The organism is Clostridia bacterium (assembly GCA_014360065.1).
Classification (GTDB): Bacteria; Bacillota; DSM-521; order Neomoorellales; family JACIYF01; genus JACIYF01.
Genome location: JACIYF010000027.1, coordinates 1 through 22752 on the forward strand (window position 1 = coordinate 1; position 22752 = coordinate 22752).

Here is a 22752-nt window from a genome sequence, read left to right on the forward strand (position 1 = left end):
GGGCCAAGCTGCCAACGGTTCCAGCCTAAAGCTGGTTACGCCTGAATCCCAGGCTAAGGTCACCATTCGTGACCTAAATCTATATTACGGCGACTTCCACGCCCTTAAGAATATAACCATGGATATTTCTGCCCATGAGGTTACCGCTCTCATCGGTCCTTCCGGTTGCGGTAAGTCTACTTTCCTGCGCACCCTCAATCGGATGAACGACCTTATTGCCAATGTCCGCATTACCGGTACGGTGGAGATCGATGGCCGCAATATTTACGACCCTTCAGTAGACGTGGCTTTATTGCGCAAGCGGGTGGGAATGGTATTTCAAAAGCCCAACCCCTTTCCCATGAGCGTATACGATAATGTGGCCTACGGACCCCGTATTCATGGTATCAAGCGCCGGCAAGAACTGGACAGCATTGTCGAGAACAGCTTGCGGCGGGCAGCGCTGTGGGATGAGGTGCGGGATCGGCTGCATCGCTCCGCCCTGGGGCTTTCAGGGGGACAGCAGCAGCGCCTTTGCATTGCCCGGTTGCTGGCGGTGGAGCCCGATATCCTGCTCATGGATGAGCCTACCTCTGCCCTAGATCCTATTTCCATGCTGAAGATTGAGGAGTTAGTCCAAAAGCTCAAGCAGGACTACACCATCGTCATCGTAACTCACAATATGCAGCAGGCAGCGCGGATTTCCCAGCGGACGGCGTTTTTCCTAAACGGGGAAGTAATCGAATACGATGATACCGAGGTAATCTTTACTCGCCCCCGCGACCAGCGCACCGAGGATTACGTTACTGGCCGCTTTGGTTAGCCGAGCCGTAGGTGCGGGGGTTTGCTGGGACCGAGTGGCCAAGCCTTGTCGGACCCAGGTGAGCCAGCGGTTGAGCGCTGGGCGGAGCAGAGGATTGCGGTGCGGTTGGAGGCAGACGGTTCTACGGAGAAGGAGGTTGAAGAGGATGAGTGCTCGTGAAGGTTTTCAGAATTCGCTGGTGGAGCTGCAAAAGGATATCTTGCGGATGGGCAGCTTGGTGGAGGAAGCCATTGCCCGGGCGGTGGAGGCGTTGAAAAAGCAGGATATGGCCTTGGCCAACTCGGTTATCGAGTCCGACCGGGTAATTGATGACCTGGAGCTTGAGATCGAGGATAAGTGCATGAAGCTGATCGCTACCCAGCAGCCCATGGCTAAGGACCTGAGGCGGATCAGTGCCGCCTTTAAAATGGTCACTGACTTAGAGAAAATGGGGGACCACGCCAGCGACATCGCCAAGGCTACCCGCCGGATTGGCAACCAGCCGCTGATCAAACCGCTCATTGACATCCCTCGTATGGCCGAGCTGTCCCAGAAGATGGTTAAGGATAGCTTGGATGCCTATGTCAATGAGAATCCCGAACTAGCCTATGCGGTGGCCCAAGACGACGATATGGTGGATCACCTGCATTCGCAGGTTTTTCGCGAGCTCTTGACTTATATGATGGAAGACCCGCGAACCATCAATCAGGCTACCTACTTGCTCTTCATTAGCCATTACCTGGAGCGGATTGCGGATCACGCCACCAATATTGGCGAGCGGGTTATCTACCTAGTAACTGGCGAGCGCAAGGAGCTCAACGATTAGCGAAGGATTGGCGGCGAAAGCTTTCAGCAACGATTAATGGCGAGGACTGGCTTTAACCTGGAGGATGGCCTTGGTCACGGCCACCGAGAGGTCGGCGCGGTACTGGCTTTCCAAAAGCGCGATCTTAGTGTAGACCTCTCCTTCCTCGCGCACTACGTAATGGGGTTTAAGATCGTTTAAGGCCAAAGCAGCAACATCGTGGGTGCAGACCTCGCATTGACAGGCATCAGGGTACTGCTTGTAAGCTTCTTTTATGAATTCCCAGACAAAGTCTTCCACCATGTTCCTTAGGAACACCTTCTTGGTCGGCACAGCTTATCCCTCCTTGGTTGGGCTCCTTTAAAGAATTCTTCCTGTTAGAGCTGGTTCCTGCTAAGATAAGAAACAAGAAAGAGGAGATAACTTCTAAAATATGGATACAATATTCCTAAAAGCTCCGGCCAAGGTCAACCTGAGCTTAACCGTGCTAGGCCGCAGGCCAGATGGGTATCACGAAATCAAATCGGTCTTGCAGACGCTGGATCTTGCCGATGAGCTGGCATTTAGCCTAAAAGAACCGCCTCAGGTCCAGGTGAGCTGCCGCGGCCCCTGGGCTCACCAGGTGCCAGCTGGGGCCAGCAACCTAGTATTCCGGGCAGCTACCCTGATGCTTGAGGAAGCGGAAAGGGTTGGCCCGAAAGGGCCTTTCGGGGCCAGGATCGAGCTTTTAAAATTCATCCCTGCCGCTGCTGGCCTAGGCGGGGGGAGCAGCGATGCTGCTTGCACCTTGAAGGGGCTCAACCAGCTTTGGCAGCTAGGTTGGGACCAAGAGAAGCTGGTGTCTTTGGCGGGGGAGCTGGGCTCGGATGTCCCCTTCCTGGTGATGGGCGGTACCGCCTTGGCGGAAGGTCGAGGGGAGAAGGTCAGGCCCTTCGTCTCTCGCCTCCGGCTCTCCCTGGTATTGATCAAGCCACCCTGGGGAGTATCTACCCCGGCGGTATACCGGGACTGGGATATGGCCAACCCGGCGGTAAACTCAGATAAGGGAGGGGATGCTAGGCGCCAAGACCGGGAGCGCCGGGACCCCACCCAGGTTCTCATCCATGCCCTTGAGGCGGGGGACCGGGACCGGGCCTTGGAAGCTATGGGCAACGATTTGGAGCCGGTGACCTTGAAAATGCATCCCGAGCTGCAGGAGGCCGGGCAGGCCCTTTTGGCCTGCGGGGCCACCAAGGTGATGCTGTGCGGCAGTGGCCCCACGCAAATGGGAATCATGGATGGTCCGGAGGCAGCGTCCAGGGCAGCTCGGGTGCTGAAGGGGTGGTTTCCCGGTTGGTGGGTCCAGGAAGCTTGTACCGGAGAGCCCACCTAAGCTTTGCCGACCAAGATTGGAGGTGAACCAATGGGGCGAAGAGAGCTCAGGGTGCAACTTGAGAGCGTTCAGCCTTTGCGAGAAGTAGTCTTTGAAACCTTGAGGCAGGCCATCATCGACGGCGTCCTTAGGCCGGGAGAAAGGCTGATGGAGGTACAGCTGGCCGAAGAAATGGGGGTGAGCCGGACTCCAGTGCGGGAAGCTATCCGCAAGCTGGAGCTGGAGGGGTTTGTGGTCATGGTTCCCCGCAAAGGAGCCTACGTGGCCGACTTCTCAGTCAAGGACATTGCCGATGTCTTTGAGATCCGGGCGGCCTTGGAAGGACTGGCGGCCGGTTTGGCGGCCGAGCGCATCACCGACGCCGAGCTGGAGGATCTAGAGAGGGCTTTGGTCCGGGTAGGGGAGTGCGCCGAAAGCGGCGACATCGAGGCGCTGGTGGCGGCGGATACCCAGTTCCACGACATCCTTTATCGGGCTAGCCGCAACCAGCGCTTGGTGCAGATCATCAGCAATCTTCGGGAGCAGATCCAGCGCTACCGGAAGGTATCCTTGGCCCACCCGGGACGCAGCCGCAACACCATCGAAGAGCACAAGAAGATCGTGGAAGCAGTGGCCGAGCGCAATGCTACCCTGGCGGAAAGCTTGGCCCAAGACCACATCGAAAACGCTGAAAACAGCATGATGGAAGCCCTAAAAGCCAGCGGAGAAATGGTCAAGAAGGAGGCTTGAGCATGGGTGACCATGACCAAGGAGCCAAGCCAGCCCGGGGTGCCGAGCCCATTGATGCCATCGTCCTGGCCGGTAGCCCCAATACCGGCAAGTTAAAGGAGGCTAGCCCGGCTGCCTATGAAGCTTTCATTGAAATTGCAGGTCGGCCCATGGTGGATTACGTGGTGCAAACCCTGTTAGCCTGCCCCAGCATTGGTCGCATTGCCATAGCTGGCCCCCAGGAAGAATTAGGCCGGCTCTACCGGGACCGGGCCGGCAGCCACCGCCTGATCCTGGCTCCGGGCGGGGAAACCTTGGCCCAGACTGGGATTAATGCCATCGAAGCTTTGCAGCCTAAAGGATTGGTTTTGGCCGCCACTTCTGACATACCCCTGCTTACTCCCCCGGCGGTAGAAGATTTCATCAGCCAGTGCCAAAAGCTGCGGCGCCAGATGCAGGGAAACCTTTTCTATGCGGTGGTTCCCAGGGAGGACAACGAGGCCCTTTACCCGGGGGTGAAGAGGACTTATGTCAACTTGCGTGGGCTAACAGTCACCGGGGGCAATATTTTCCTTTTGGACCCGGAAATCATCCCTAGGGCGTTGGCGGCAGGCGAAGAGCTGATTGCCTTGCGCAAAGAACCTTTCAAAATGGCCCAAAAGGTGGGCATAGGATTTATCATTAAATTCATCCTTCGCTTGGCCAGCCTCCAGGAGGCGGAGCAGAAGTTCTCCGGCCTTTTGGGAGTGCGGGGGCGGGCAGTAATATCTCATTACCCAGAAATTGGGATAGATGTCGATAAGCCCAGCGACCTGGAGCTAGCCATCAAAGCTTTGGCTCAACCGTCGTCTACCCCCTAAGGTGGCGTGGGCGGTTAGCTTTTGCTGGCTGATTTCGGGCTGTCCAAGCTCAGTCACTGTCGAATTTAGGTATAAAATGGCTAAATTAGGAGCAAAATAGGTTACGAATGGCTGGAGGAATTTTGTGGCAGAGAGAGAATAAACCACCATATCTGGAGTTAGTTAGCTAAGGAAGGTGGTATCGTCAATGACAGTGACTGACGTGCGCATCCGCAAGCTCAACCCCGAAGGGCGGATGAAGGCGGTAGTCTCGGTGACCTTCGATGACGTCTTCGTAGTACATGATGTCAAGGTAGTGGAAGGGCAAAAAGGGCTGTTTGTGGCTATGCCCAGCCGGCGCACGCCTGAGGGGGAGTTTCGGGATATTGCGCACCCTATCTGCTCGAGCGCTCGGGAAATAATCCAGTCGGCGGTGCTAAAGGCTTATAAGGAAGCCATGTAGACTAGCGGTGGCCATTGGCTCTCAGCACCGGAACTAGATTTAAAAGCTGGAGAACCACGGCAGGACAGATTCCTCCCTGCCGTTTTTTGTTGTAGCGCCTTAGGCGGATGTTACTTGCCGAGGCCGGTCAGGGCTCAGGGGATTAATAGCAGCAGGAAATGGCCTGCATAAGGTGAATATTAGGATAGCCAAGGCCGTGTCAGGTCACAGTGAAACGGTTGAGCGCTGGGAGGAAGGTAGATCGGCGACCCGGCAGCTCAGGAAGGAGAGGAAAGCATGGGGGAAATTGCTGCGGTGGTCTTGGCGGCCGGCCAAGGCACCCGCATGAAATCTAAACGGGCGAAAGTGTTGCACCCAGTTGCAGGGAGGCCCATGGCTGAATATGTGCTCCAGGCCTTGCGCCAGGCTTCCGTGAAGCGGGTGTTGGTGGTAGTGGGCCACCAGGCGGAAGAGGTCAAGCAAGCCCTGGGACCGGAATGGGAGTACGTGCTGCAGGCCGAGCAGCTGGGTACCGGCCATGCCGTGGCCCAAGCCTTGCCAGCCCTTTTGGAGGCTGAAGCCCAGGTGGAGGCGGTGCTAGTGCTGTGCGGCGATACCCCGCTGATTCGTCCCACCACCATCCAGCTGCTGGTGGAGGCCTACCAAAAAGCCCCTGACCCGCCGGGAGTCATAGTGCTTACTGCCCGAGTCCCGGACCCCAAGGGGTACGGCCGGGTCCTTCGCAGCCCTTCCGGCGAGCTGGTAGCCATTCGCGAGGAGAAGGACTTGGCGGGGGCACCGGAGCTGTTGGCCATTAATGAGGTCAATACCGGTATCTACTGTTTTTCTTTGCCGGCTTTATCGGCGAGCATTTCCCAACTGGGCCGGGAAAATGCCCAGGGCGAGTACTACCTCACCGATAGCATTGAGCTGATTCGCCAGCAGGGGCTCCGGGTGGAGGCCCTGGTGGCGCCGGACTACCAAGAGGTTCTGGGGGTCAACAGCCGGCTGGAGCTGGCCCGGGCCGAAGCCATCCTGCGGGATCGGGTTCGGGTCCGGCTGATGGAAGCCGGGGTGAGCATCATGGATCCCGCTTCCACCTTTATTGATGATGGCGTGCAGATTGGCTCCGATACGGTTGTTCTCCCCTTCACCTACATCTTTGGCCACACCCAGATCGGCCGCGATTGTCAGATTGGCCCTGGCACCACCATTTCTGATAGCACCATTGCCGACGGGGTCAGCATCCAGCAGTCGGTGCTCAAGGAAGTGGAGGTGGGGCCGGGTTGTAACATCGGGCCCTTTAGCTATTTGCGGCCGGGTACCCGCTTGGACCGGGAAGTGAAGGTGGGCGATTTCGTGGAGATCAAGAACTCCTACATTGGCCCAGCCTCCAAGGTGCCGCACCTCAGCTACGTAGGCGATGCTACTGTTGGCGCCCGGGTAAATATAGGTGCTGGCACCATCACTTGCAATTACGATGGTCAAAAGAAGTGGCCGACGGTGATCGGCGATGACGCCTTCATTGGTAGCAATACTAATTTGGTGGCCCCGGTCCAGGTGGGAGAAGGGGCAGTGATCGGGGCCGGCTCTACCATCACCAAGGACGTGCCGCCGGGAGCCTTAGGCATCGCCCGGGATCAACAGCGCAATGTGCCCAATTGGAAGAAAAAACAAAGCAAGGGATAGAATAGAAGCAGGAATTGGGCTAAATAGGCCGAAATAGCTAGGATGGCCATTGTGCACTGAAGCAGAGCTGCGATAACACCATCGGGGGGTTGGCAGGTGAGTAATGGAACCGGACAAGGAAGGCTGAAGCTATTTAGCGCCAATGCCAATCCGGAGCTAGCCAAGGAAATCGCCGATTATCTCGGGGTGCCGCTGGGGGATGCCAAGGTCCGGCGGTTTAGCGACGGAGAGATTAGCGTGGCCATCGACGAAAGCGTCCGCGGCACCGACGCTTTCGTTATTCAACCTACCTGTGCGCCAGTAAACGACAATTTAATGGAGCTTCTGATTTTAGTAGATGCCTTGCGGAGGGCATCGGCCCGGCGGATTACCGCCGTCATGCCTTATTATGGGTATGCGCGCCAGGAGCGCAAGACCAGGGCCCGGGAACCCATCTCGGCTAAACTGGTTGCCAATCTAATAACTGCTGCCGGGGCCCGGCGGGTAGTGGCTATGGACCTGCACGCCAGCGCCATCCAGGGCTTTTTTGATATTCCCGTGGATCACTTGGTGGGGGCGCCTATCCTGGCTGAGTACTACCGGAGCCAGGGATTGGAGAATTTAGTGGTGGTATCCCCAGACCTAGGGGGGGTAACCCGGGCCAGAGACCTAGCCGAGCGGATCGGGGCCGAGCTGGCCATTATCGACAAGCGTCGACCCTGCCCCAATGTGGCCGAAATCATGCACATCATTGGGGATGTAAAGGGCAAGACAGTGATCATGACCGACGATATCATCGATACCGCTGGCACCATGGTACAGGGAGCTGAAGCGTTAATGGCGGAAGGGGCCAAAGAGGTGTATGCTTGCTGCATTCACCCGGTGCTCTCTGGTCCTGCCACTGAGCGCATCCAAAAGTCGCCCTTAAAGGAGCTGGTGGTGCTAAACACCATTCCCTTGCCGCCAGAAAAAAGGACGCCCAAGATCAAGGTGCTGTCGGTGGCTCCCTTGTTTGGGGAAGCCATCATCCGCATCCATGAGGACTTATCGGTGAGCAAGCTGTTTAGCTAAGGCCAGGCCCGGACACGGAGTCGGCGGACTTGCCTTGGGATTTGCCGTTGGCACCTTCATCCTCTAGCGGCTGGGACAAGCGCTTGCCCAGTTCTTTAGTGCTTTGGGCCACTGAGGATGAGATCTTGGAGCCGGCCTGGCGCAGGGACTCCCAGGAGCGGGCCAGGAAATTGGGGGCCGGGATCAGCTCCTTTTCGGCGCCAGCTCGAGCGATCAACAGGCGTGGACCCACGGTTACCAGGAGGTCGGCCGGGAGAAGCATCTTGCCGCCGGCCAAGCTTCCCCACTTGACGGGGACTATCTCTAGCTGGATGATTTTGCCGGTGACTTGATCCCAATAAAACTCCCGGACCAAGCCCAGCTGGATCCCAGCCTCGGTGATCACCCGGCTGCCGATCAAGATTACCGGGTCCTTGAGCAAGGGGGCCAGGGGATGCTGAGGGGTGACCTTTTCCAGGGAGGCACCGTCGGCGGTTACCACCTGATCGCCGATGCTCTTGATGCTGGCGTGGGAGAGCACCAGATTGCTCCTCAGGAAACCTTTGCGGCCCACCACCAGCGCCACTACTGCCAGCTGGTTGGGGTCGACCAGCAGTCCGCGGACGTGGCCGATCTCCTTGCCTTCTTTGAGGCTAATGATGGGGCGAGATATGGCCTTCTTGCTAGGGAGGTTAAGCGGGTTCATAGGGTTCAGCTCCTCTTGCCGGTAGTATTCTGGTAACAGCATATTCCCTGATCTTTGCGGTTATGATAGTCTGTTGTCCTGCCTCGCGGCGCCAGCGCCCAGGCATGGGAAACGTTTCGGAGGCATCAAGGGTATTTTCGAAGAAGGAGTGGATAGAAGTGAATCTGGAACTAGAAGCTGAAGAAAGACAAATTACTGGGAAAGGTCCAGCTGGCAGGTTGCGCCGCCAAGGCTATGTTCCCGGCGTACTGTACGGAAAGGAAGTAGGGAGCCTGCCGATAAAGGTAAAGGCCCGGGAGTTGGAAGGGATGTTGGGCCGAGCCGGAGAAACCACCCTAATCAAGGTCAAGGTGGTGCCCGGGGAGGCTGAGGCCAAAAAAGCCAAGCCCAAGGAGTACACAGCCCTCATCCGGGAGATCCAGCGCCACCCCACCAAGGGGGTTTTGTCCCATGTTGATCTGCTCCAGGTATCCCTCCGGGAGAAGATCGTGGTGGAAGTGCCGGTGCGGCTGATAGGAGAGCCCGCCGGGGTCAAAGAAGGGGGCATTTTGCAGCACGGCCTGCGGGAAGTGGAAATCGAATGCTTGCCGGCTGACCTACCCGAGCATCTAGAGATCGATATCTCGGCTCTCGGAATTGGCGACAAGGTGACCGTGGCCGACTTGTCTGCCCCCGATGGAGTCAAGATCCTATCCGATGCTGACAGCGTGCTGGCCACGGTGGTGGCGCCGCGGCTAGTTGAGGCTGAGGAGCCTCTGGCTGAAGAAGCAGAAGGGGCTGAGGCTGCCGAGACCGAGCAGGAATAAACTCCAAAAAACGAGAGATTAATAAGGAAGGTATTCTATATTCAAGGAAAGCACGGGCGCCTAAGGGTTCTGCCAAAGGCTGTTCGTGCTTCCTTGAGCGAAATGGGGACCTTCCTTTGACTAAGAAGCCAACTCGGCAGACCAAAAAACCCCAACGTCCTGCCAATCTCCGGGAGCAAAAGCCGGGGGCTGGGAGCGGGCCGCTGCCGGGGGAGATGATCCCGGGTGGGCCGCCGGCGGGGGGAGCGGCCCCGCCGGCGGCCCCCTCCGGTCGCCCGTCTCAGGGCCAAGATGTAGAGATGGCCAAGGAATTCCGGCCGGATGGAGCTGGCTCACCCCCTGAAAGCCTTAACCCACCCCCGGACCGATTTATGCCTGGGGAAAGGGCCAAGGAGGCAGGTCGTCCACCGGAAGGGGAACTCTGGGAGAGCATCGACCGTAACCTGGAGGCCCTGCATAAAGTTTTTGGCGCCTCCAGCGATGTGGTATTTCGGGAATTCCGGATTGCCGACGGCGACGTCAGGGCTGCGGTGGTCTACATTGACGGCTTGGTGGATAAGAATGCCATCCAGCGGGAACTGCTCAAAGGGTTGATGCTGGAGAGCGCCTATGCCGATCCCCTGGAGCGAGGTCCTCTAGCCGGGAAAGGCGAACCGGAAGCCCCCAGCTCCTTTCCGGGAACCAGATCGACTTCCGGCGGGCCCTACCCCATGAAAGCCCAGCAGGCCTTTGCGGCCTTAAAAGCCCGGGCCATCGCCATCGGCGAGGTCAAGGAGGCTAAGAGCCTCCCCGAAGCGGTGGAGGAGATCACCAGCGGCAACTCCATCTTCCTCCTCGAAGGATCGGCAGTAGCCCTAAGCCTCAGCACCCGGGGCTGGAAGGAGCGAGGCATTGAAGAGCCTTTGACGGAAGCCTTGGTGCGGGGACCTCGGGATGGCTTCATTGAGACCTTGCGCACCAATACGGCCCTATTGCGCCGCAAGCTTCGGGACGCTGACTTGCGCATCGAGGCTTTAAGGGTGGGCCGCCGCTCCCAGACCGACTGCGCCCTAGTCTACATTGAGAGGCTGACCGATCCTGGAGTGGTGAAGGAAGTCAAGGCTCGCCTGGAAAAGATCGACGTTGACCACATCTTAGAGACGGGGTACATTGAACAATTCATTGAAGACAACTGGTACAGCCCTTTTCCTCAGGCCCAATATACGGAAAGGCCTGACAAAGTAGTAGCGGCGGTGCTGGAGGGGCGAGTAGCCATCCTGGTGGACGGTACCCCCTTTGCTCTGCTGGTTCCGGCGGTGTTTGGCCAGTTTTTTCAGAGCCCGGAGGATTATTATGAGCGCTGGCTAATTTCTTCCTTCATCCGCTTCCTGCGGGTAGTGGCTTCCTACGTGGCCACTTTTTTCCCCTCCCTGTATGTGGCTTTAACTTCATATCACCCGGAACTCTTGCCTACTTCTTTAGCCATCACCTTGGCGGCGGCCCGCCAGGGAGTCCCCTACCCAGTGTGGATTGAGGCCATGCTGATGGAGCTGGCCTTTGAGCTGTTCCGGGAAGCCGGAGCCAGGCTACCCCGCACTATCGGCCAGACTTTAAGCATCGTGGGTGGCTTGATTGTGGGCGAGGCGGCCGTCCGAGCCGGCCTCTCCAGCAACCCCATGGTAATCGTGGTGGCCTTTACCGCCATCGCCTCCTTTGTCATCCCTTCTTATAGCATGGCCATCAGCTTTCGCATGATTCGTTTTCCCTTGCTTTTTGTCGCCGCCTTTTTGGGACTTTATGGAGTCATGCTGGGATTCATCGTTATTAATATCCACATGGTGGGCATGAAAGCCATGGGAGCCACGTATCTTGCGCCCTTTGTCCCCTATCGCTGGACCGACTGGAAAGATCTTTTAGTGCGCATACCTTGGCCAAAGATGAACCGGAGGGCTACCGTTTTTTCGGTCGAAGACCAATGGCGCCAAGGGCGGAGGTGAAAAATTGTACCAGATCCCCGATCGCATTACTCCCAGCCAGCTAGCGGTCCTAGTATCCACTACGGTGGTTGGAGTGGGTTTCCTGAGCATGCCCCGGCACGTGGCCGCGGTGGCCGGCCGGGATGGGTGGATCAGCGTGCTTATGACTGGGGCCTTGGTGGCTTTGGCTTCTTACCTGTTTGCCAAGCTGGCGGTCAGGTACTACCACAAGACTCCTTACCAGATGGCGGAGGAGATACTCGGGCCTTTGGCGGGAAGAATCGTGGGGGTACTATTGCTAGCCTCCTACTTCCTTCTGGCGGCGGTGGTGCTGAGGGACTTTGCCGAAGTGATGAAAGAGGTCCTGCTTCCCAAGACTCCGGTGGAGGTTATGGTAATCACCATGATGCTGACCGTGGCTTACATTGTTCCCATGGGCCTCAACCCTTTGGCGCGGCTGGCGGAGGTCCTCTTCCCCCTCATCATTGTGGCCGTAGCCATCATCTTTACCTTTGCCCAGGCCTCAGCCAACTATGGGGAGTTGCGGCCGGTATTGGCTCAGGGGCTTTCTTCTTGGCGCGGGTTACTGGCCGGGGTGAGGATGGCCCATTTTGCTTTCATTGGCTTCGGGGCCATCTTGTTTGCGGGCCCGTTTGTTACCCAAAGGGAAGAGGTTGTGTCCGCCAGCTTGTGGGGCATGGCCCTGCCAATCACAGTCAACTTCCTAGCCATGATAATGTCCATTGCCAACTTCGGACCCTTGGAGACCAGCCAGCTCATGTACCCGGTGCTGAATTTGGGAACCGGTACCAGCCTCTCCTCGGATCTGGTGCCCCGGCTAGACTTGGTGATAATGGTGCTGTGGGTGTTCGCAGCCTTTAGCTCCATCGCCCCTTATCACTATTTTGTCACCTTGGGACTGACTCACTTCTTGGACCACCGGGAGATCAAGCCAGCTGCTTATTTACTTCTGCCTTGGGTAGCCTTTGCTTCTCTGGCGCCGGCCAACATTATCCAGTTTACTAAGGTAGCTATCCTGGCTTCCCTGGTGAGCGCGGGGATAACCTTAATCTTTGTCTTCATGTTGGCAGTAGTGGCAAGGCAGGAGCCTAAATCGGAAGGCAAGAAAGGAGGCGAGGGCTAGCTTGGTACCCGGCCGAGCCAGGCGCTGGAGACGGAAGGTTCTGGTGGCAGTAGTGCTGATAGCCACCATGGCCACTAGCGGATGTTGGGATCGGGTGGAGATCGATCGCCGGGGCTTTGTGATGGCGGTATCCCTGGATGTGGCTTCTCCCCAGGCGGCAGCTCAGGCCGAAGAAGGGCTGGAGAGGCAGCTGATGGTGAAGCAGCGCCCTCCTTACCAGGTGGGTTTGCAGCTGGTGGTGCCCAGCCAGGCTACCACCACCGGAGCCCAATCGGGAGGGGGAGGGGGCACTCAGGCCCGGGGTTTCTGGAACCTCAAGGTGGTTAGCGGCCAAGGCAGCGTCCAGGAAGCGGTAGCCAAGGCCTTCACCCGCTCCTTTCATATGCCTGACTTCGGACAATTGCGGGTGATCGTTATTGGCGAAAGCTTAGGCCGGCAAGGGATCGAAGGGGCGCTGGACTACTTTTTGCGTACCCCCGGGGTACGGCGGGCCCTGCAAGTATACGCTGCTCCTGGGGAAGCCGCTGAGGCCTTAAAGGCCAAATCCCCCTTCCATCCGGTGGCGGCAGTGCACCTCTCCGGTTTGGCCGAGCACCGGGGCTACACCGGCCGCATGGGTCCCAATTTTGATCTGGCCCGGGTGGCTAGAGCCCTGGATGAAGGCGTATCCTTCTTTATTCCCCGAATTGTAACCGAAAACGGGCAGGCTAGACTGTCGGGAAGCGCAGTGTTTAAGCAAGGCAAGCTCATAGACTGGCTGGATGAGGTGGAGACTGAAGGAGCCCGCTGTGTGAATGGCAACCTGAAGCGGGCGGTGATAACGGTACCGGCCCCAGCCCCGGAGGGGGGCGGGCAGGCTGGCGGCGGGCAGGGTGGCCAAGGCGGCCAGGGCACCAGCGCGGGTGGCGGCCCGGGCGGCGGCGGTGCTCCGGCCCAGGGGGCAGGTCCTGGAGCGGGGATAAGCCCGGGAATGGAGGTCTGCTACGTCTCCAGCGCTGGCTGCAGCACCCGCCCCATCATCAGGGACGGACGGTTAACTTTTAAGCTGGATATCCGGGCGGAAGGTTTTTTGAGCGAGCACCAGACCCGGAATGACCCCATGCGGGACGAATACTTGGAAGCCATTCAAAGAGAGGTGGCTAGGAAGCTTGAGCAGGAGGCTAGGGCAGCTATCAATAAGGTCCAGCACCAATTGCGGGCGGACATCTTTCACTGGGGCCGCCGAGTTGAGGCCTGGTACCCTGAGGTGTGGCGGCAGATCAAGGATCGGTGGGAGGAGGACTACTTCCCCTTTGCTGACGTGGAGATCAAGATGGCAGTCCACATCCGCCGGGTGGGACTGATCAAGTAAAGCTGGGTGGGGTGGAGGAACAGCGGGCTAGCACCTGGAAACTGATGGTATTCCAGAGGAGGGCGAAAGCGCACATGACCCGGATTATGATGCTCTTGACCGGAGGAGCAGGGTGGACGCTATATTTCTTCCTTTTCGGAGTTGGCCTCTGGTCGCTCCTGGTGCTAGCTCCGGGGTACAAGAAGGTTAATCTGGATCGGGAGGCTCGCTTCACCCGCCGCATGGGCTGGACTTATCTAGCCCTTACGGTTATCCTTTTTGTAGCCTCGCGGGTCTGGATCCTGATTCGTTAGAAAGCAAATGGACAATCGGCCGTGTCCCTGGGTAGCCTAGAAGATACTATATATGTTTTCTCGGAGGAGAGACCGGATGTACTTGATCGTGGGGTTGGGCAATCCGGGCCGGGAGTATGAGCTCTCCCGCCACAATGTTGGCTTTATTGTCACCGATCTCTTAGTTGATCAATGGGATATTAAGCTGAAAGCCCACCGTCGCCACCAGGCTCGGGTAGGGAAAGGAACGATAGCCGGCCAGGAGGCAGTAGTGGCTCAGCCTCTCACCTACATGAACCTGAGCGGCCAGGCGGTGGGCAGCCTAGCCCGTTGGTACCGCCTGGCGCCCCAACAAATTATAGTGGTAAGCGATGATATTGATCTGGAAGTAGGGCGGATCCGTATTCGACCTCGGGGCCACACCGGTGGCCACCACGGCCTGGATTCCATTGTGGCGGCTCTGGGGAGCCGGGATTTTATCCGCTTGCGCATTGGCATCGGCCGGCCCGAGCGTAAGGAAGAAGTAGCGGACTATGTACTGGCTCCCTTTAACGACCAGGACTGGGAGCTGGTGAAGGCGGCCATCCATCGAGCCGTTCAGGCCATTGAAGCCATTTTGGCCCAAGGGGTGGAGAAAGCCATGAACCAGTTTAACTCGGCAGGCGGGAGCTGAAAAGCAGGTGGGTTTGGACCAGGCAGGTTTGGCAGTATTGGCGGGCCTAGCTGCGGCCGGCGCTGCCTGGCTGGTAGCTTCCTGCCTGACCCAGCGGCTCAGCCTGCTGACCCGGCTGGGGCTAGGGGCGGTTATGGAGGAAGGGGTTAAGACCGGCATGGCGGCACTGTTTTTGGCGCCGCTGGCCCTTACCCACCTGGTCTTTGGGGCGGTGGAGGCTACTTTTCAGCTTTTGAGTTCACAGCCGCCATCCCGGCCAGGGCCGGAGCTTGATGCCCGGTTGGGGCCCGGGCCCCAAGGGCGGAAAGCAGGCTGGCAGCATGGGCGAGGAAAGGGACTGGGCGGATTTAACAGGCCAAGCCCGGCAAGGAGAGCTGGGCCGGTACAAGGACTGGGAGAAGAGCAGGGCCGCCGCGCCAGCGCGGCGGCCCTAGCCCTCATTAGCCACGGCTCCCTGGGCCTCCTTACTGAAGCCACCGCCCAGGCGAAAGAGAGCCTAATCTGGGGGTTTGCCGTTGCTGCGGCGGTGCACCTAGCTTGGAACTTGGGAGTGGGGTGGGTTTCCGAACGCCGAAAGCTTCGAAAAGCGTTTGATTTGACGCCGGTTGGCGGCAAGGGTATAATTGGCCCTGGAGAGAAGAGAGGTTTGAGAGAACGGGCTGTATTGGGGGTCCTAGCGGGGCGCTCAAGGCTTGAGCGTGCCCGTTTTGGCGTGCCCAAAAGCTACCCAAAAAAGAGAAGACCATAACCCGACGGATGGCAACTAGGGAGGTAAACAGCTTGCAACATGCCGGGCTACTTGCCCCTTTGTGCCAGAATATTCAAGTGAGCAATCTGGCCCGGGCTTTGGAACGCACCCAGGGGGAGCACTTGGTTTATGGACTGAGCGGGTCGCAGAAGGCTTATTTCTTGGCGGCCTTGGCGTCGCTTACCTCGCGCCCATTTCTTGTCATTAGCCATGATGTGGAAGAAGGCCGGCGGTTGGCAGCCGACGTAGGCGCCTTCTTCAATCGTTCCACCTCAGGTCTCTTTCCTCAGGCGGTTTTTCTTCCGCCCCGGGAGGTTATGCCCTTTGAAGTCTTTGCCCGCACCAACGAGGTTAGTGCCCAGCGGATACCGGTATTGGAGCAGATGCTCCGGGGCACAGCCCGGGTGGTAGTCACCACGGTGGCGGCCGCCACCACTTACCTTGTGCCACCAGAAATCTTTCGAGCTTCCATCCGCGAGTATGCGGTGGGCACCGATGTAGGTTGGGAGAAGCTTTTAGGTGACCTGGTAAGCCTGGGCTACGAGCGGGCGGAAGTGGTGGAAGTGCCGGGACAGTTTAGCGCTCGGGGCGGAATCATTGATGTTTTTCCTCTGACCTCGGAGCAGCCGGTGCGAATGGAGTTCTTTGGCGATACCATCGACTCCATGCGCTACTTTGATCCGGCCAGCCAGCGCTCCACCGAAACCATTTCTGAGATTCATATCACCGCAGCCCGGGAGCTCATCTTGCCGCCGGAAGTTCTGAAACGGGGGGTAGCCGCCCTGCGCCGGGAGCTGGCTCAGACTTTAAAGCGCCTGGAGGAGCAGGAAGGTGACCATCAAAGCATGGCTAAAAACCTGGAGCAGCGGGTAGGGACGGTGTTGGAGCGGATGGAGGCCTATGGGGATACTCGGGGCCTAGAGCCCTACCAGCCCTACTTTTATCCCCAGGGGGCCTGGCTGGGGGATTATTTCCCTCGGGATCCCATCCTGGTTTGGGATGAGCCGCTTCCGATCCAGGAAACCGTGGAGCGGGAAAACCTCTTGCGCTCCAACACCTACGCTGATCTGGCCGCCCAAGGGGCAGTTTTGCCGACTCAGGCCCGCATCTACCTCTCCCCCGGCGATCTGGAAAAGCAAAAGAAGGGTTATGCCTGCCTTGGGCTGGCCATGCTTCCCCAGCGGGTGCCAGGCTGGGAGCCCCGCTCCATCATCGGCTTTACCGCCAAGAGGATACCTCCGTTCTTGGGGAAGCCCGACCTGCTGATGGAGGAAATCCGCTCCTGGCGTCACAGCGGCCATGCGGTGGTGCTGGTGACCCAAGTGGAAAACCGGGTGCAGCGCCTCAAGGAGGCCTTAGCCGATCACGGCATTGAGGCGGTAGTGGTCAACGATATCCGGGAAGCACCGGTTCCGGGCCAAGTCATTATCACCCAGGGTCAGCTCAACCATGGCTTCGAGTTTCCCAGCTTGCGGCTGGCGGTGGTTACCGATTGGGAGATCTATGGGCAGAAGCGCAAGGTGCAGCCCCGCCGCTACGCCAAAGGCGGGCTAACGGCGGAAACCCTGCCCGACCTGCGGGTGGGCGACTACGTAGTCCACATTCACCACGGCATCGGCCGCTACCTAGGGATTGAAAATATGGAAGTGGCCGGCATCCGCCGCGACTACCTGGCCATTCAGTATGCCGGCGAGGACCGCCTCTACGTTCCCACCGACCAGGCGGGCCTAGTGCAAAAGTACGTAGGGGCAGAAGGCCACGTTCCTCGGCTCAACCGTTTGGGGAGCAGCGAATGGAGCCGGGCCAAGCGCAAGGTCAAGGAATCGGTGCGGGATATGGCCAAGGAACTTCTGAGCTTATATGCGGCGCGCAAGGCAGTGCCCGGCCACGCCTTTAGCAAGGACACGGTTTGGCAGCGGGAGTTTGAGGACAACTTTCCTTATGTGGAAACTCCAGACCAGTTGCGCGCCATCCAGGAAGTCAAGGCCGACATGGAAAAACCCCAGCCCATGGACCGGCTGCTTTGCGGTGACGTCGGTTACGGCAAGACCGAGGTGGCCATGCGGGCAGCGTTTAAGGCGGTTATGGATGGCAAGCAGGTGGCGGTGCTGGTACCCACCACGGTTTTGGCCCAGCAGCACTTCCACACCTTCCGGGAGCGGTTTGCCCCTTTCCCGGCCAAGGTGGAGGTCTTGAGCCGCTTCCGCTCGGCTAAAGAGCAGCGGGAGGTAATCCGCGCCATTCGGGAAGGCCAGGTGGATATCGTCATTGGCACCCACCGCCTCCTCTCCAAGGATGTTCGCTTCAAGGATTTGGGGCTGCTAATCATCGATGAAGAGCAGCGCTTTGGAGTAGCCCATAAGGAGCGCCTCAAGACCTTGAAGCAGACCGTAGACGTGCTCACCCTGACGGCTACCCCCATTCCCCGCACCCTGTATATGTCCCTGGCCGGGGCTCGGGACATGAGCATCATCGAGACTCCTCCCGAGGATCGCTATCCGGTGGAGACTTACGTGGTGGAATACAGTCCCGAGCTGGTTCGGGATGCCATCCGCCGGGAGCTAGCCCGGGGTGGCCAGGTCTATTATGTGCACAACCGCATTCCTACCATCGAGCAGGCGGCGGCCTACCTGCAACAGCTGGTGCCGGAAGCCCGCATTGCCATTGCCCATGGGCAGATGCACGAATCCCAGCTGGAGCAGGTGATGCTGGATTTTGTGGAAGGCAAGTCGGATATCTTGGTCTGCACCACCATCATTGAAAACGGCCTCGACATCGCCAACGTCAATACCCTGATCGTGGAGGAGGCCGACAACCTAGGCCTAGCCCAGCTCTACCAGCTCCGGGGGCGGGTGGGACGCTCAAACCGCCTGGCCTATGCTTACTTCACTTACCGCCGGGATAAGATTCTCCATGAGGTGGCCCAAAAACGGCTGGCGGCCATCCGCGAGTTTACCGAGTTTGGGGCCGGGTTTAAAATTGCTCTGCGCGACTTGGAGATCCGCGGAGCCGGCAATCTCCTCGGCCCGGAGCAGCACGGGCATATGCTGGCGGTGGGATTTGACCTCTACTGCCGCTTGCTCCAGGAGGCGGTGGATGAGTTGAAAGGAAAGACCACCGATGAACCCACCCAGCCAACGGTGGAGCTCCGGGTAGATGCTTTCATCAACGACGAGTATGTCCGGACTTCCGGGCTAAAGATGGAGCTCTACCAGCGCCTCACCAGGGCGGAGACCATGGGCGAGATTGAAGACATCGAAGCGCAAATGGTTGACCGCTATGGCAAAATGCCGCCTGCTGTCCAGCATCTGGTTTCCCTAAACCGCATCCGGATATTGGCCAAGGAAGTAGGAGTGACCGCGGTTCAACACCAGGGGGCAGAAGTGCGTATTAGCTTCGGAGAGTTCGGGGAGTTTAAAGGTGAAAGGCTTTTGCGCCTGGCCCAGAGCTTTCCCCGGCGGCTTAGCTTTTCAGCCCTAGAGGGACTGCAGATTCGAGTCAACGTAGCCGGCCTCAAACAGGGCGAGGTGCTGGAACTTCTAGAATCCTTGTTTTGGAAGATTAAAAGCTTATCCCAGCCCCAGGAGGCGCTCCTGTAGCGGTCAGCCCGGGTGGCGGGCAGCTGCCAATGAGCTGGAGTGGCGGTCAAGCTCCTGCGGGAGCGAAAAAAGGGGTTGGGAGCCGATAGCTTAGAAAGGTCGTGGTGACTTGAAGGTTTCAGGTCGGGGGCGAAGGTTAGTAGCCCTATTGGTATTGGCAGGGATGTTGCTTACAGCGGTGGGCGCGGCTCTTCCTAGCTGCGGCAGCGATCCCAACCTGGTGGCCAAGGTCAACGGAGAAAAGATTACCCGCCAGGAGCTAGATTTCCGGTTGCAGATGGCTAAGGCTCAGTACCAGCAGAGCGGCCTCGATTTTACCACCGAGGATGGCAAGAGAATGCTTTCGGAGCTAGAGAAATCGGTGCTGGATGACTTGATCTGGCGCTCCCTCATCCGCCAAGAAGCTACCAAGCGCGGCCTCAAAGTGGACGACCAGAGGGTGAACCAATTCTTAGATACCATCAAGAAGAGTTATCCCGGGCAGGACTTCGGCCAGCAGTTAAAGCAGCTTAACCTGACCGAGGACCAGTTTAAGGAGGAGATCCGCTACCGGCTCCTCGAGGACGATCTTTACCGCCGGGTTACCGATGGGGTAAGGGTGACCCCGGAGGAAGTTAAGAGCTACTTCGACCAGCATCGAAATGAGGTTATTTCGGTCAAGGTGCGGCACATCCTAATCCAGGTGCCCGAAAACGCTAGCCCCAAGGACTGGGAGAAGGCCAAGGAGGAGGCCGAGGTGATCATCGCCCAACTGAAAAACGGGCATGATTTTGCCGCACTGGCCCAAGAAAAGTCGGACGACCCGGGCACCAAAAAGGACGGCGGCCTCATCAACCAATACATTACCGCCGAGGGCTCAGGCTTCGACCCCGATTTTGTCAAGGGAGCTTTTGCCTTGAAAAAGGGCGAGTTCAGCCCCACCCCGGTGAAGAGCGCTTATGGCTACCATGTGATTAAAGTGGTGGACCGCCGGGATACCCTGGAGCAGGTAAGGGATGATGTAGAGCAGAAGCTCTTGGCGGACAAGATGAGCCAGGCCTGGGAAAATTTCCGGCAGGAGCTCAAGAATCACGCCAAGATCGTCAACTATCTGACCTAGACTAGCCTAGACAGGCCTGGATGCCTTGGGACACAGCTTATCCCAGTGGTCAAGTTTAGGATTGGGTAGTATTACCAAGAAAATAGGCCAGGCCCTTAGCTTGGACGAGATAAAGAACTTTTTTGACCCCTCATGGAAAAATATGAATAACAAGCACTTGGCGGATATATACTAACATTGAAAGTTGCCCCTAAGTCTCCAAGCTAAGGCAAAAAGGAGGGATGAGCGGTAAATGAAGGCTACGGGGATTGTCAGGCGCATTGACGATTTGGGTCGGGTAGTGATACCCAAGGAGATTCGGCGAACCCTGAGGATCCGGGAAGGCGATCCCTTGGAGATTTTTGTTGATCGCGATGGGGAAGTAATCCTGAAGAAATACTCTCCCATTGGCGAACTAGGCGATTTTGCCAAAGAGTATGCTGACTCCTTGTATGAGGCCATTGGCCATACCGCCTGCATTGCCGACCGGGACACCATAGTGGCGGTAGCTGGGGCTCCTAAGAAGGAATACCTCAACCGGCCGATCGGGCCGGCCATTGAAAAGGTGATGGAAGACCGCCGTTCGGTGGTCATCAATCAGCCGGGTGAGCACCCGTACTGCAAGATCTGCGCCAACGACGACAGCTACGACTGCCGCTTGACGGCGGAGGTGATCGCTCCCATCATCGCCGAGGGCGATCCCATCGGGGCGGTAATCCTGCTCTCCAAGGAGCCCAACGTAAAAATGGGGGAGATGGAGCTGAAGCTGGCGGAAACGGCGGCGGGGTTCTTGGCCAAGCAGATGGAGCAGTAGGCCGAGAGAGGGAAGGTCTAGCCCGGAAGGGAAGGGCTGAACATAGGCTTAGGAGCGGAAGGCCTGGCTGATAAGGGTTAAGTAGGGCGGAATAGCGTTCGTAGCATAGCTAGTATAGTTAGGATGGAATATTACGGCCAATTGCCAGCGTGGCGCAGAATGCGCCACTTTATTTTGGCCAAGATTGGGACAAAGCCCTCGGCAAGCATTATAATAGCCTAGGAGGCGGCCAGGGAGGTCATAAGGCCCAAAGAGCTGGTGGCCAGCTAGGCCGCTCAGGTTTGGCTTACAAGGGGGCTTCCAGGTGACAGCGGTGGATTGTGATGACAAGGAAAAAGTAGGAATAATTGCGGTGGTGGGCCTTGGACCCGGAAACATAGAGTACTTGCCGGCAAGAAACCGAGAGATCCTTAGCCAGGCTGGTGACCAGGGCCAAGCCTTTTTCCGCACCGGCCGGCATCCGGTGGCCCAGGCCCTCAAGGAGGAAGGCTTCAGGTTTGAGACTTTCGATGAGCTTTATGAAGCTGCCGGGGACTTTGAAGAAGTGTACGCGGGGATCGTGGATCGCCTGCTGACCCAAGCTCGGGCCCTCGGGCCTGGCGCCCGGATAGCCTACGCTGTGCCTGGGCACCCTTTGGTGGCAGAAACCACGGTAAGAATGCTGATGGAAAAAGCCGCGGAAGCCAGGGTAGAGGTGGCAATCTTTCCGGCCATGAGCGCTTTGGACGCTATCTATGCCGCCCTGGGCGTCGATCCCGTCCAAGGCCTGACCGTCCTCAATGCCCTGGACGTGGCGAGCGTTGACGAGCCTTGCCTTCCCAACCCCGAGCTTTCTGCCCTCATCCTCCAGGTGTACAACCGGCGCATCGCCTCGGAAGTGAAGCTGGCCCTAATGGAGGCCTACCCCGACGACTTGCCGGTCACTTTGGTCAGGGCAGCGGGAGTTCCGGGCCAGGAAAGGATTGCCCGCTTGCCCCTCTGGCAAATTGACCGGCAGGACTGGCTGGATGACCTTACCAGCCTCTACCTTCCGCCCCGGCCGGCAAGCGACTCTTGCTCCTTGCGCCCCGACCTTGATGCCCGCCCCGCCACATGGTCCCTCCTCAACCCTGATACCCATCCCCTCCATTTCCGGAAAGGCGACACTTGCCGCTATCCTCTAGACCCGCTGGTGACGGTGATGGCCGAACTCCGCAGCGAGCATGGCTGCCCCTGGGACCGGGAGCAGACCCATCATTCTTTAAAGCGGTTCCTGATCGAGGAGGCGTACGAGGTCTTAGAAGCCATTGACGCCGGGGATGTGCATAAACTGAGGGAAGAATTGGGAGACTTACTGTTGCAAGTAGTCTTCCACGCCCAGCTGGCCAGCGAGCGCGGGGATTTTGACATCAACGGCGTGGTGGAGGGAATTGTGGAGAAGCTCATCCGCCGCCACCCCCACGTCTTTGGCCAGGTGACGGTGGATAGCGCCCGGCAGGTGGAACGCAACTGGGAGCGCATCAAGGCGGGAGAGAAGGAAGAGAACGGCGATGGCGAACTCTTGGAGGTGCCGCCCGGTCTACCGGCCCTGCTCAAAGCCCAGCGCATCCAGGAAAAGGCTTCCCGGTTGGGGTTTGACTGGCCGGAGCTAAAGGGAGCCTGGCCCAAGCTAGGAGAGGAGGTTGAGGAACTAAAGCAGGCCATCAAGGCCAAGGATGAGAAGCAAATAGCATCGGAGATGGGCGACCTGCTCTTTACCTTGGTGAACATATCTCGCTTCCTAGGGATTTCCGCCGAAGAAGCTCTGCAAAGCTGTTGTGCCAAGTTTGTCCGCCGCTTTTCCCACGTGGTGGCGAAAATCCAAGAATCCGGGCGAAATATAGCGGACGCTGATCTGGCCGAGATGGATCGCTACTGGGAGGAGGCCAAAAAGGCTGATAAGCCTTAAAAAATTTGGCAAGA

General features: G+C 58.2%; 21 protein-coding genes. 19 read left to right on the forward strand and 2 right to left on the reverse strand.

Annotated features, from left to right (window positions below; translation table 11 throughout):
* Window positions 1–31 precede the first annotated feature (31 nt).
* Both H5U02_06005 and phoU read left to right on the forward strand, forming a co-directional pair.
* Window positions 32–802 carry a phosphate ABC transporter ATP-binding protein gene (locus H5U02_06005; GenBank protein MBC7341985.1) on the forward strand — a complete coding sequence of 257 codons (771 nt, stop codon included), beginning with the start codon at window positions 32–34 and terminating at the stop codon, window positions 800–802.
* A gap of 145 nt (window positions 803–947) precedes the next feature.
* A complete protein-coding gene (gene phoU / locus H5U02_06010; GenBank protein ID MBC7341986.1) occupies window positions 948–1607 on the forward strand; it encodes a phosphate signaling complex protein PhoU in 660 nt (219 codons plus the stop codon).
* 33 nt (window positions 1608–1640) lie between these two features.
* Here phoU and H5U02_06015 read toward each other — a convergent pair whose 3' ends face one another.
* Window positions 1641–1889 carry a late competence development ComFB family protein gene (locus H5U02_06015; protein ID MBC7341987.1) on the reverse strand — a complete coding sequence of 83 codons (249 nt, stop codon included), beginning with the start codon at window positions 1887–1889 and terminating at the stop codon, window positions 1641–1643.
* Between the two features lie 130 nt (window positions 1890–2019).
* Between H5U02_06015 and ispE the strand changes: the two genes are divergently transcribed.
* The 6 genes from ispE to H5U02_06045 all read left to right on the forward strand — a co-directional run bounded on the left by ispE (window position 2020) and on the right by H5U02_06045 (window position 7686).
* Window positions 2020–2958, forward strand: coding sequence for a 4-(cytidine 5'-diphospho)-2-C-methyl-D-erythritol kinase (gene ispE / locus H5U02_06020; GenBank protein MBC7341988.1), 939 nt, complete (start codon window positions 2020–2022; stop codon window positions 2956–2958).
* 30 nt (window positions 2959–2988) lie between these two features.
* The gene (locus H5U02_06025; protein ID MBC7341989.1) at window positions 2989–3687 is read left to right on the forward strand and encodes a GntR family transcriptional regulator; all 699 of its coding nucleotides are present in this window, start codon (window positions 2989–2991) and stop codon (window positions 3685–3687) included.
* 2 nt (window positions 3688–3689) lie between these two features.
* The gene (locus tag H5U02_06030; protein ID MBC7341990.1) at window positions 3690–4526 is read left to right on the forward strand and encodes an NTP transferase domain-containing protein; all 837 of its coding nucleotides are present in this window, start codon (window positions 3690–3692) and stop codon (window positions 4524–4526) included.
* A gap of 187 nt (window positions 4527–4713) precedes the next feature.
* Complete coding sequence (gene spoVG, locus H5U02_06035) at window positions 4714–4968, forward strand: septation regulator SpoVG (GenBank protein MBC7341991.1); 255 nt, start codon at window positions 4714–4716, stop codon at window positions 4966–4968.
* A gap of 276 nt (window positions 4969–5244) precedes the next feature.
* On the forward strand, window positions 5245–6636 hold the full coding sequence (gene glmU / locus H5U02_06040; protein ID MBC7341992.1) for a bifunctional UDP-N-acetylglucosamine diphosphorylase/glucosamine-1-phosphate N-acetyltransferase GlmU: 1392 nt from the start codon (window positions 5245–5247) through the stop codon (window positions 6634–6636).
* A 96-nt stretch (window positions 6637–6732) separates the two neighbouring features.
* Window positions 6733–7686 (forward strand): ribose-phosphate pyrophosphokinase, encoded by a 954-nt coding sequence (locus H5U02_06045; GenBank protein ID MBC7341993.1) that lies wholly within the window; start codon window positions 6733–6735, stop codon window positions 7684–7686.
* Here the strand turns inward: H5U02_06045 and H5U02_06050 are convergent.
* The gene (locus tag H5U02_06050; GenBank protein MBC7341994.1) at window positions 7679–8371 is read right to left on the reverse strand and encodes a PRC-barrel domain-containing protein; all 693 of its coding nucleotides are present in this window, start codon (window positions 8369–8371) and stop codon (window positions 7679–7681) included. The two genes, H5U02_06045 and H5U02_06050, sit on opposite strands and share 8 nt — an antisense overlap.
* Before the next feature lie 104 nt (window positions 8372–8475).
* Here H5U02_06050 and H5U02_06055 point away from each other — a divergent pair, with 104 nt between their 5' ends.
* From H5U02_06055 to mazG, 11 genes are all read left to right on the forward strand, one after another.
* Window positions 8476–9177 (forward strand): 50S ribosomal protein L25/general stress protein Ctc, encoded by a 702-nt coding sequence (locus H5U02_06055; protein MBC7341995.1) that lies wholly within the window; start codon window positions 8476–8478, stop codon window positions 9175–9177.
* 116 nt (window positions 9178–9293) lie between these two features.
* On the forward strand, window positions 9294–11153 hold the full coding sequence (locus H5U02_06060; GenBank protein MBC7341996.1) for a spore germination protein: 1860 nt from the start codon (window positions 9294–9296) through the stop codon (window positions 11151–11153).
* Window positions 11154–11157: 4 nt separating this feature from the next.
* Window positions 11158–12276 (forward strand): endospore germination permease, encoded by a 1119-nt coding sequence (locus tag H5U02_06065; GenBank protein ID MBC7341997.1) that lies wholly within the window; start codon window positions 11158–11160, stop codon window positions 12274–12276.
* Window position 12277: 1 nt separating this feature from the next.
* The gene (locus tag H5U02_06070; GenBank protein MBC7341998.1) at window positions 12278–13627 is read left to right on the forward strand and encodes a hypothetical protein; all 1350 of its coding nucleotides are present in this window, start codon (window positions 12278–12280) and stop codon (window positions 13625–13627) included.
* Between the two features lie 74 nt (window positions 13628–13701).
* Entirely contained in the window at window positions 13702–13920 is a 219-nt protein-coding gene (locus H5U02_06075; protein ID MBC7341999.1) for a hypothetical protein, read from the forward strand.
* A gap of 76 nt (window positions 13921–13996) precedes the next feature.
* A complete protein-coding gene (locus H5U02_06080) occupies window positions 13997–14572 on the forward strand; it encodes an aminoacyl-tRNA hydrolase (protein ID MBC7342000.1) in 576 nt (191 codons plus the stop codon).
* Window positions 14573–14579: 7 nt separating this feature from the next.
* Complete coding sequence (locus tag H5U02_06085; protein ID MBC7342001.1) at window positions 14580–15320, forward strand: hypothetical protein; 741 nt, start codon at window positions 14580–14582, stop codon at window positions 15318–15320.
* Window positions 15321–15328: 8 nt separating this feature from the next.
* Window positions 15329–18919: a transcription-repair coupling factor gene (mfd, locus tag H5U02_06090; GenBank protein MBC7342002.1), complete on the forward strand. Its 3591-nt coding sequence runs from the start codon at window positions 15329–15331 to the stop codon at window positions 18917–18919.
* Between the two features lie 109 nt (window positions 18920–19028).
* Window positions 19029–20018: a peptidylprolyl isomerase gene (locus H5U02_06095; GenBank protein ID MBC7342003.1), complete on the forward strand. Its 990-nt coding sequence runs from the start codon at window positions 19029–19031 to the stop codon at window positions 20016–20018.
* 232 nt (window positions 20019–20250) lie between these two features.
* Complete coding sequence (spoVT, locus tag H5U02_06100) at window positions 20251–20811, forward strand: stage V sporulation protein T (GenBank protein MBC7342004.1); 561 nt, start codon at window positions 20251–20253, stop codon at window positions 20809–20811.
* Between the two features lie 313 nt (window positions 20812–21124).
* Complete coding sequence (gene mazG, locus H5U02_06105) at window positions 21125–22738, forward strand: nucleoside triphosphate pyrophosphohydrolase (GenBank protein ID MBC7342005.1); 1614 nt, start codon at window positions 21125–21127, stop codon at window positions 22736–22738.
* The last annotated feature ends 14 nt before the right edge of the window (window positions 22739–22752 follow it).

Excerpts from the sequence above, each read along its gene's own strand:
- spoVT (MBC7342004.1), top strand. The coding sequence starts at position 20,251 with ATGAAGGCTACGGGGATTGTCAGGCGCATTGACGATTTGGGTCGGGTA.
- H5U02_06025 (MBC7341989.1), top strand. The coding sequence starts at position 2,989 with ATGGGGCGAAGAGAGCTCAGGGTGCAACTTGAGAGCGTTCAGCCTTTG.
- H5U02_06055 (MBC7341995.1), top strand. The coding sequence starts at position 8,476 with ATGGGAAACGTTTCGGAGGCATCAAGGGTATTTTCGAAGAAGGAGTGG.
- glmU (MBC7341992.1), top strand. The coding sequence starts at position 5,245 with ATGGGGGAAATTGCTGCGGTGGTCTTGGCGGCCGGCCAAGGCACCCGC.
- phoU (MBC7341986.1), top strand. The coding sequence starts at position 948 with ATGAGTGCTCGTGAAGGTTTTCAGAATTCGCTGGTGGAGCTGCAAAAG.
- ispE (MBC7341988.1), top strand. The coding sequence starts at position 2,020 with ATGGATACAATATTCCTAAAAGCTCCGGCCAAGGTCAACCTGAGCTTA.
- mfd (MBC7342002.1), top strand. The coding sequence starts at position 15,329 with ATGGCAACTAGGGAGGTAAACAGCTTGCAACATGCCGGGCTACTTGCC.
- spoVG (MBC7341991.1), top strand. The coding sequence starts at position 4,714 with ATGACAGTGACTGACGTGCGCATCCGCAAGCTCAACCCCGAAGGGCGG.
- H5U02_06030 (MBC7341990.1), top strand. The coding sequence starts at position 3,690 with ATGGGTGACCATGACCAAGGAGCCAAGCCAGCCCGGGGTGCCGAGCCC.
- H5U02_06050 (MBC7341994.1), bottom strand. The coding sequence starts at position 8,371 with ATGAACCCGCTTAACCTCCCTAGCAAGAAGGCCATATCTCGCCCCATC.
- H5U02_06080 (MBC7342000.1), top strand. The coding sequence starts at position 13,997 with ATGTACTTGATCGTGGGGTTGGGCAATCCGGGCCGGGAGTATGAGCTC.
- H5U02_06015 (MBC7341987.1), bottom strand. The coding sequence starts at position 1,889 with ATGGTGGAAGACTTTGTCTGGGAATTCATAAAAGAAGCTTACAAGCAG.
- H5U02_06075 (MBC7341999.1), top strand. The coding sequence starts at position 13,702 with ATGACCCGGATTATGATGCTCTTGACCGGAGGAGCAGGGTGGACGCTA.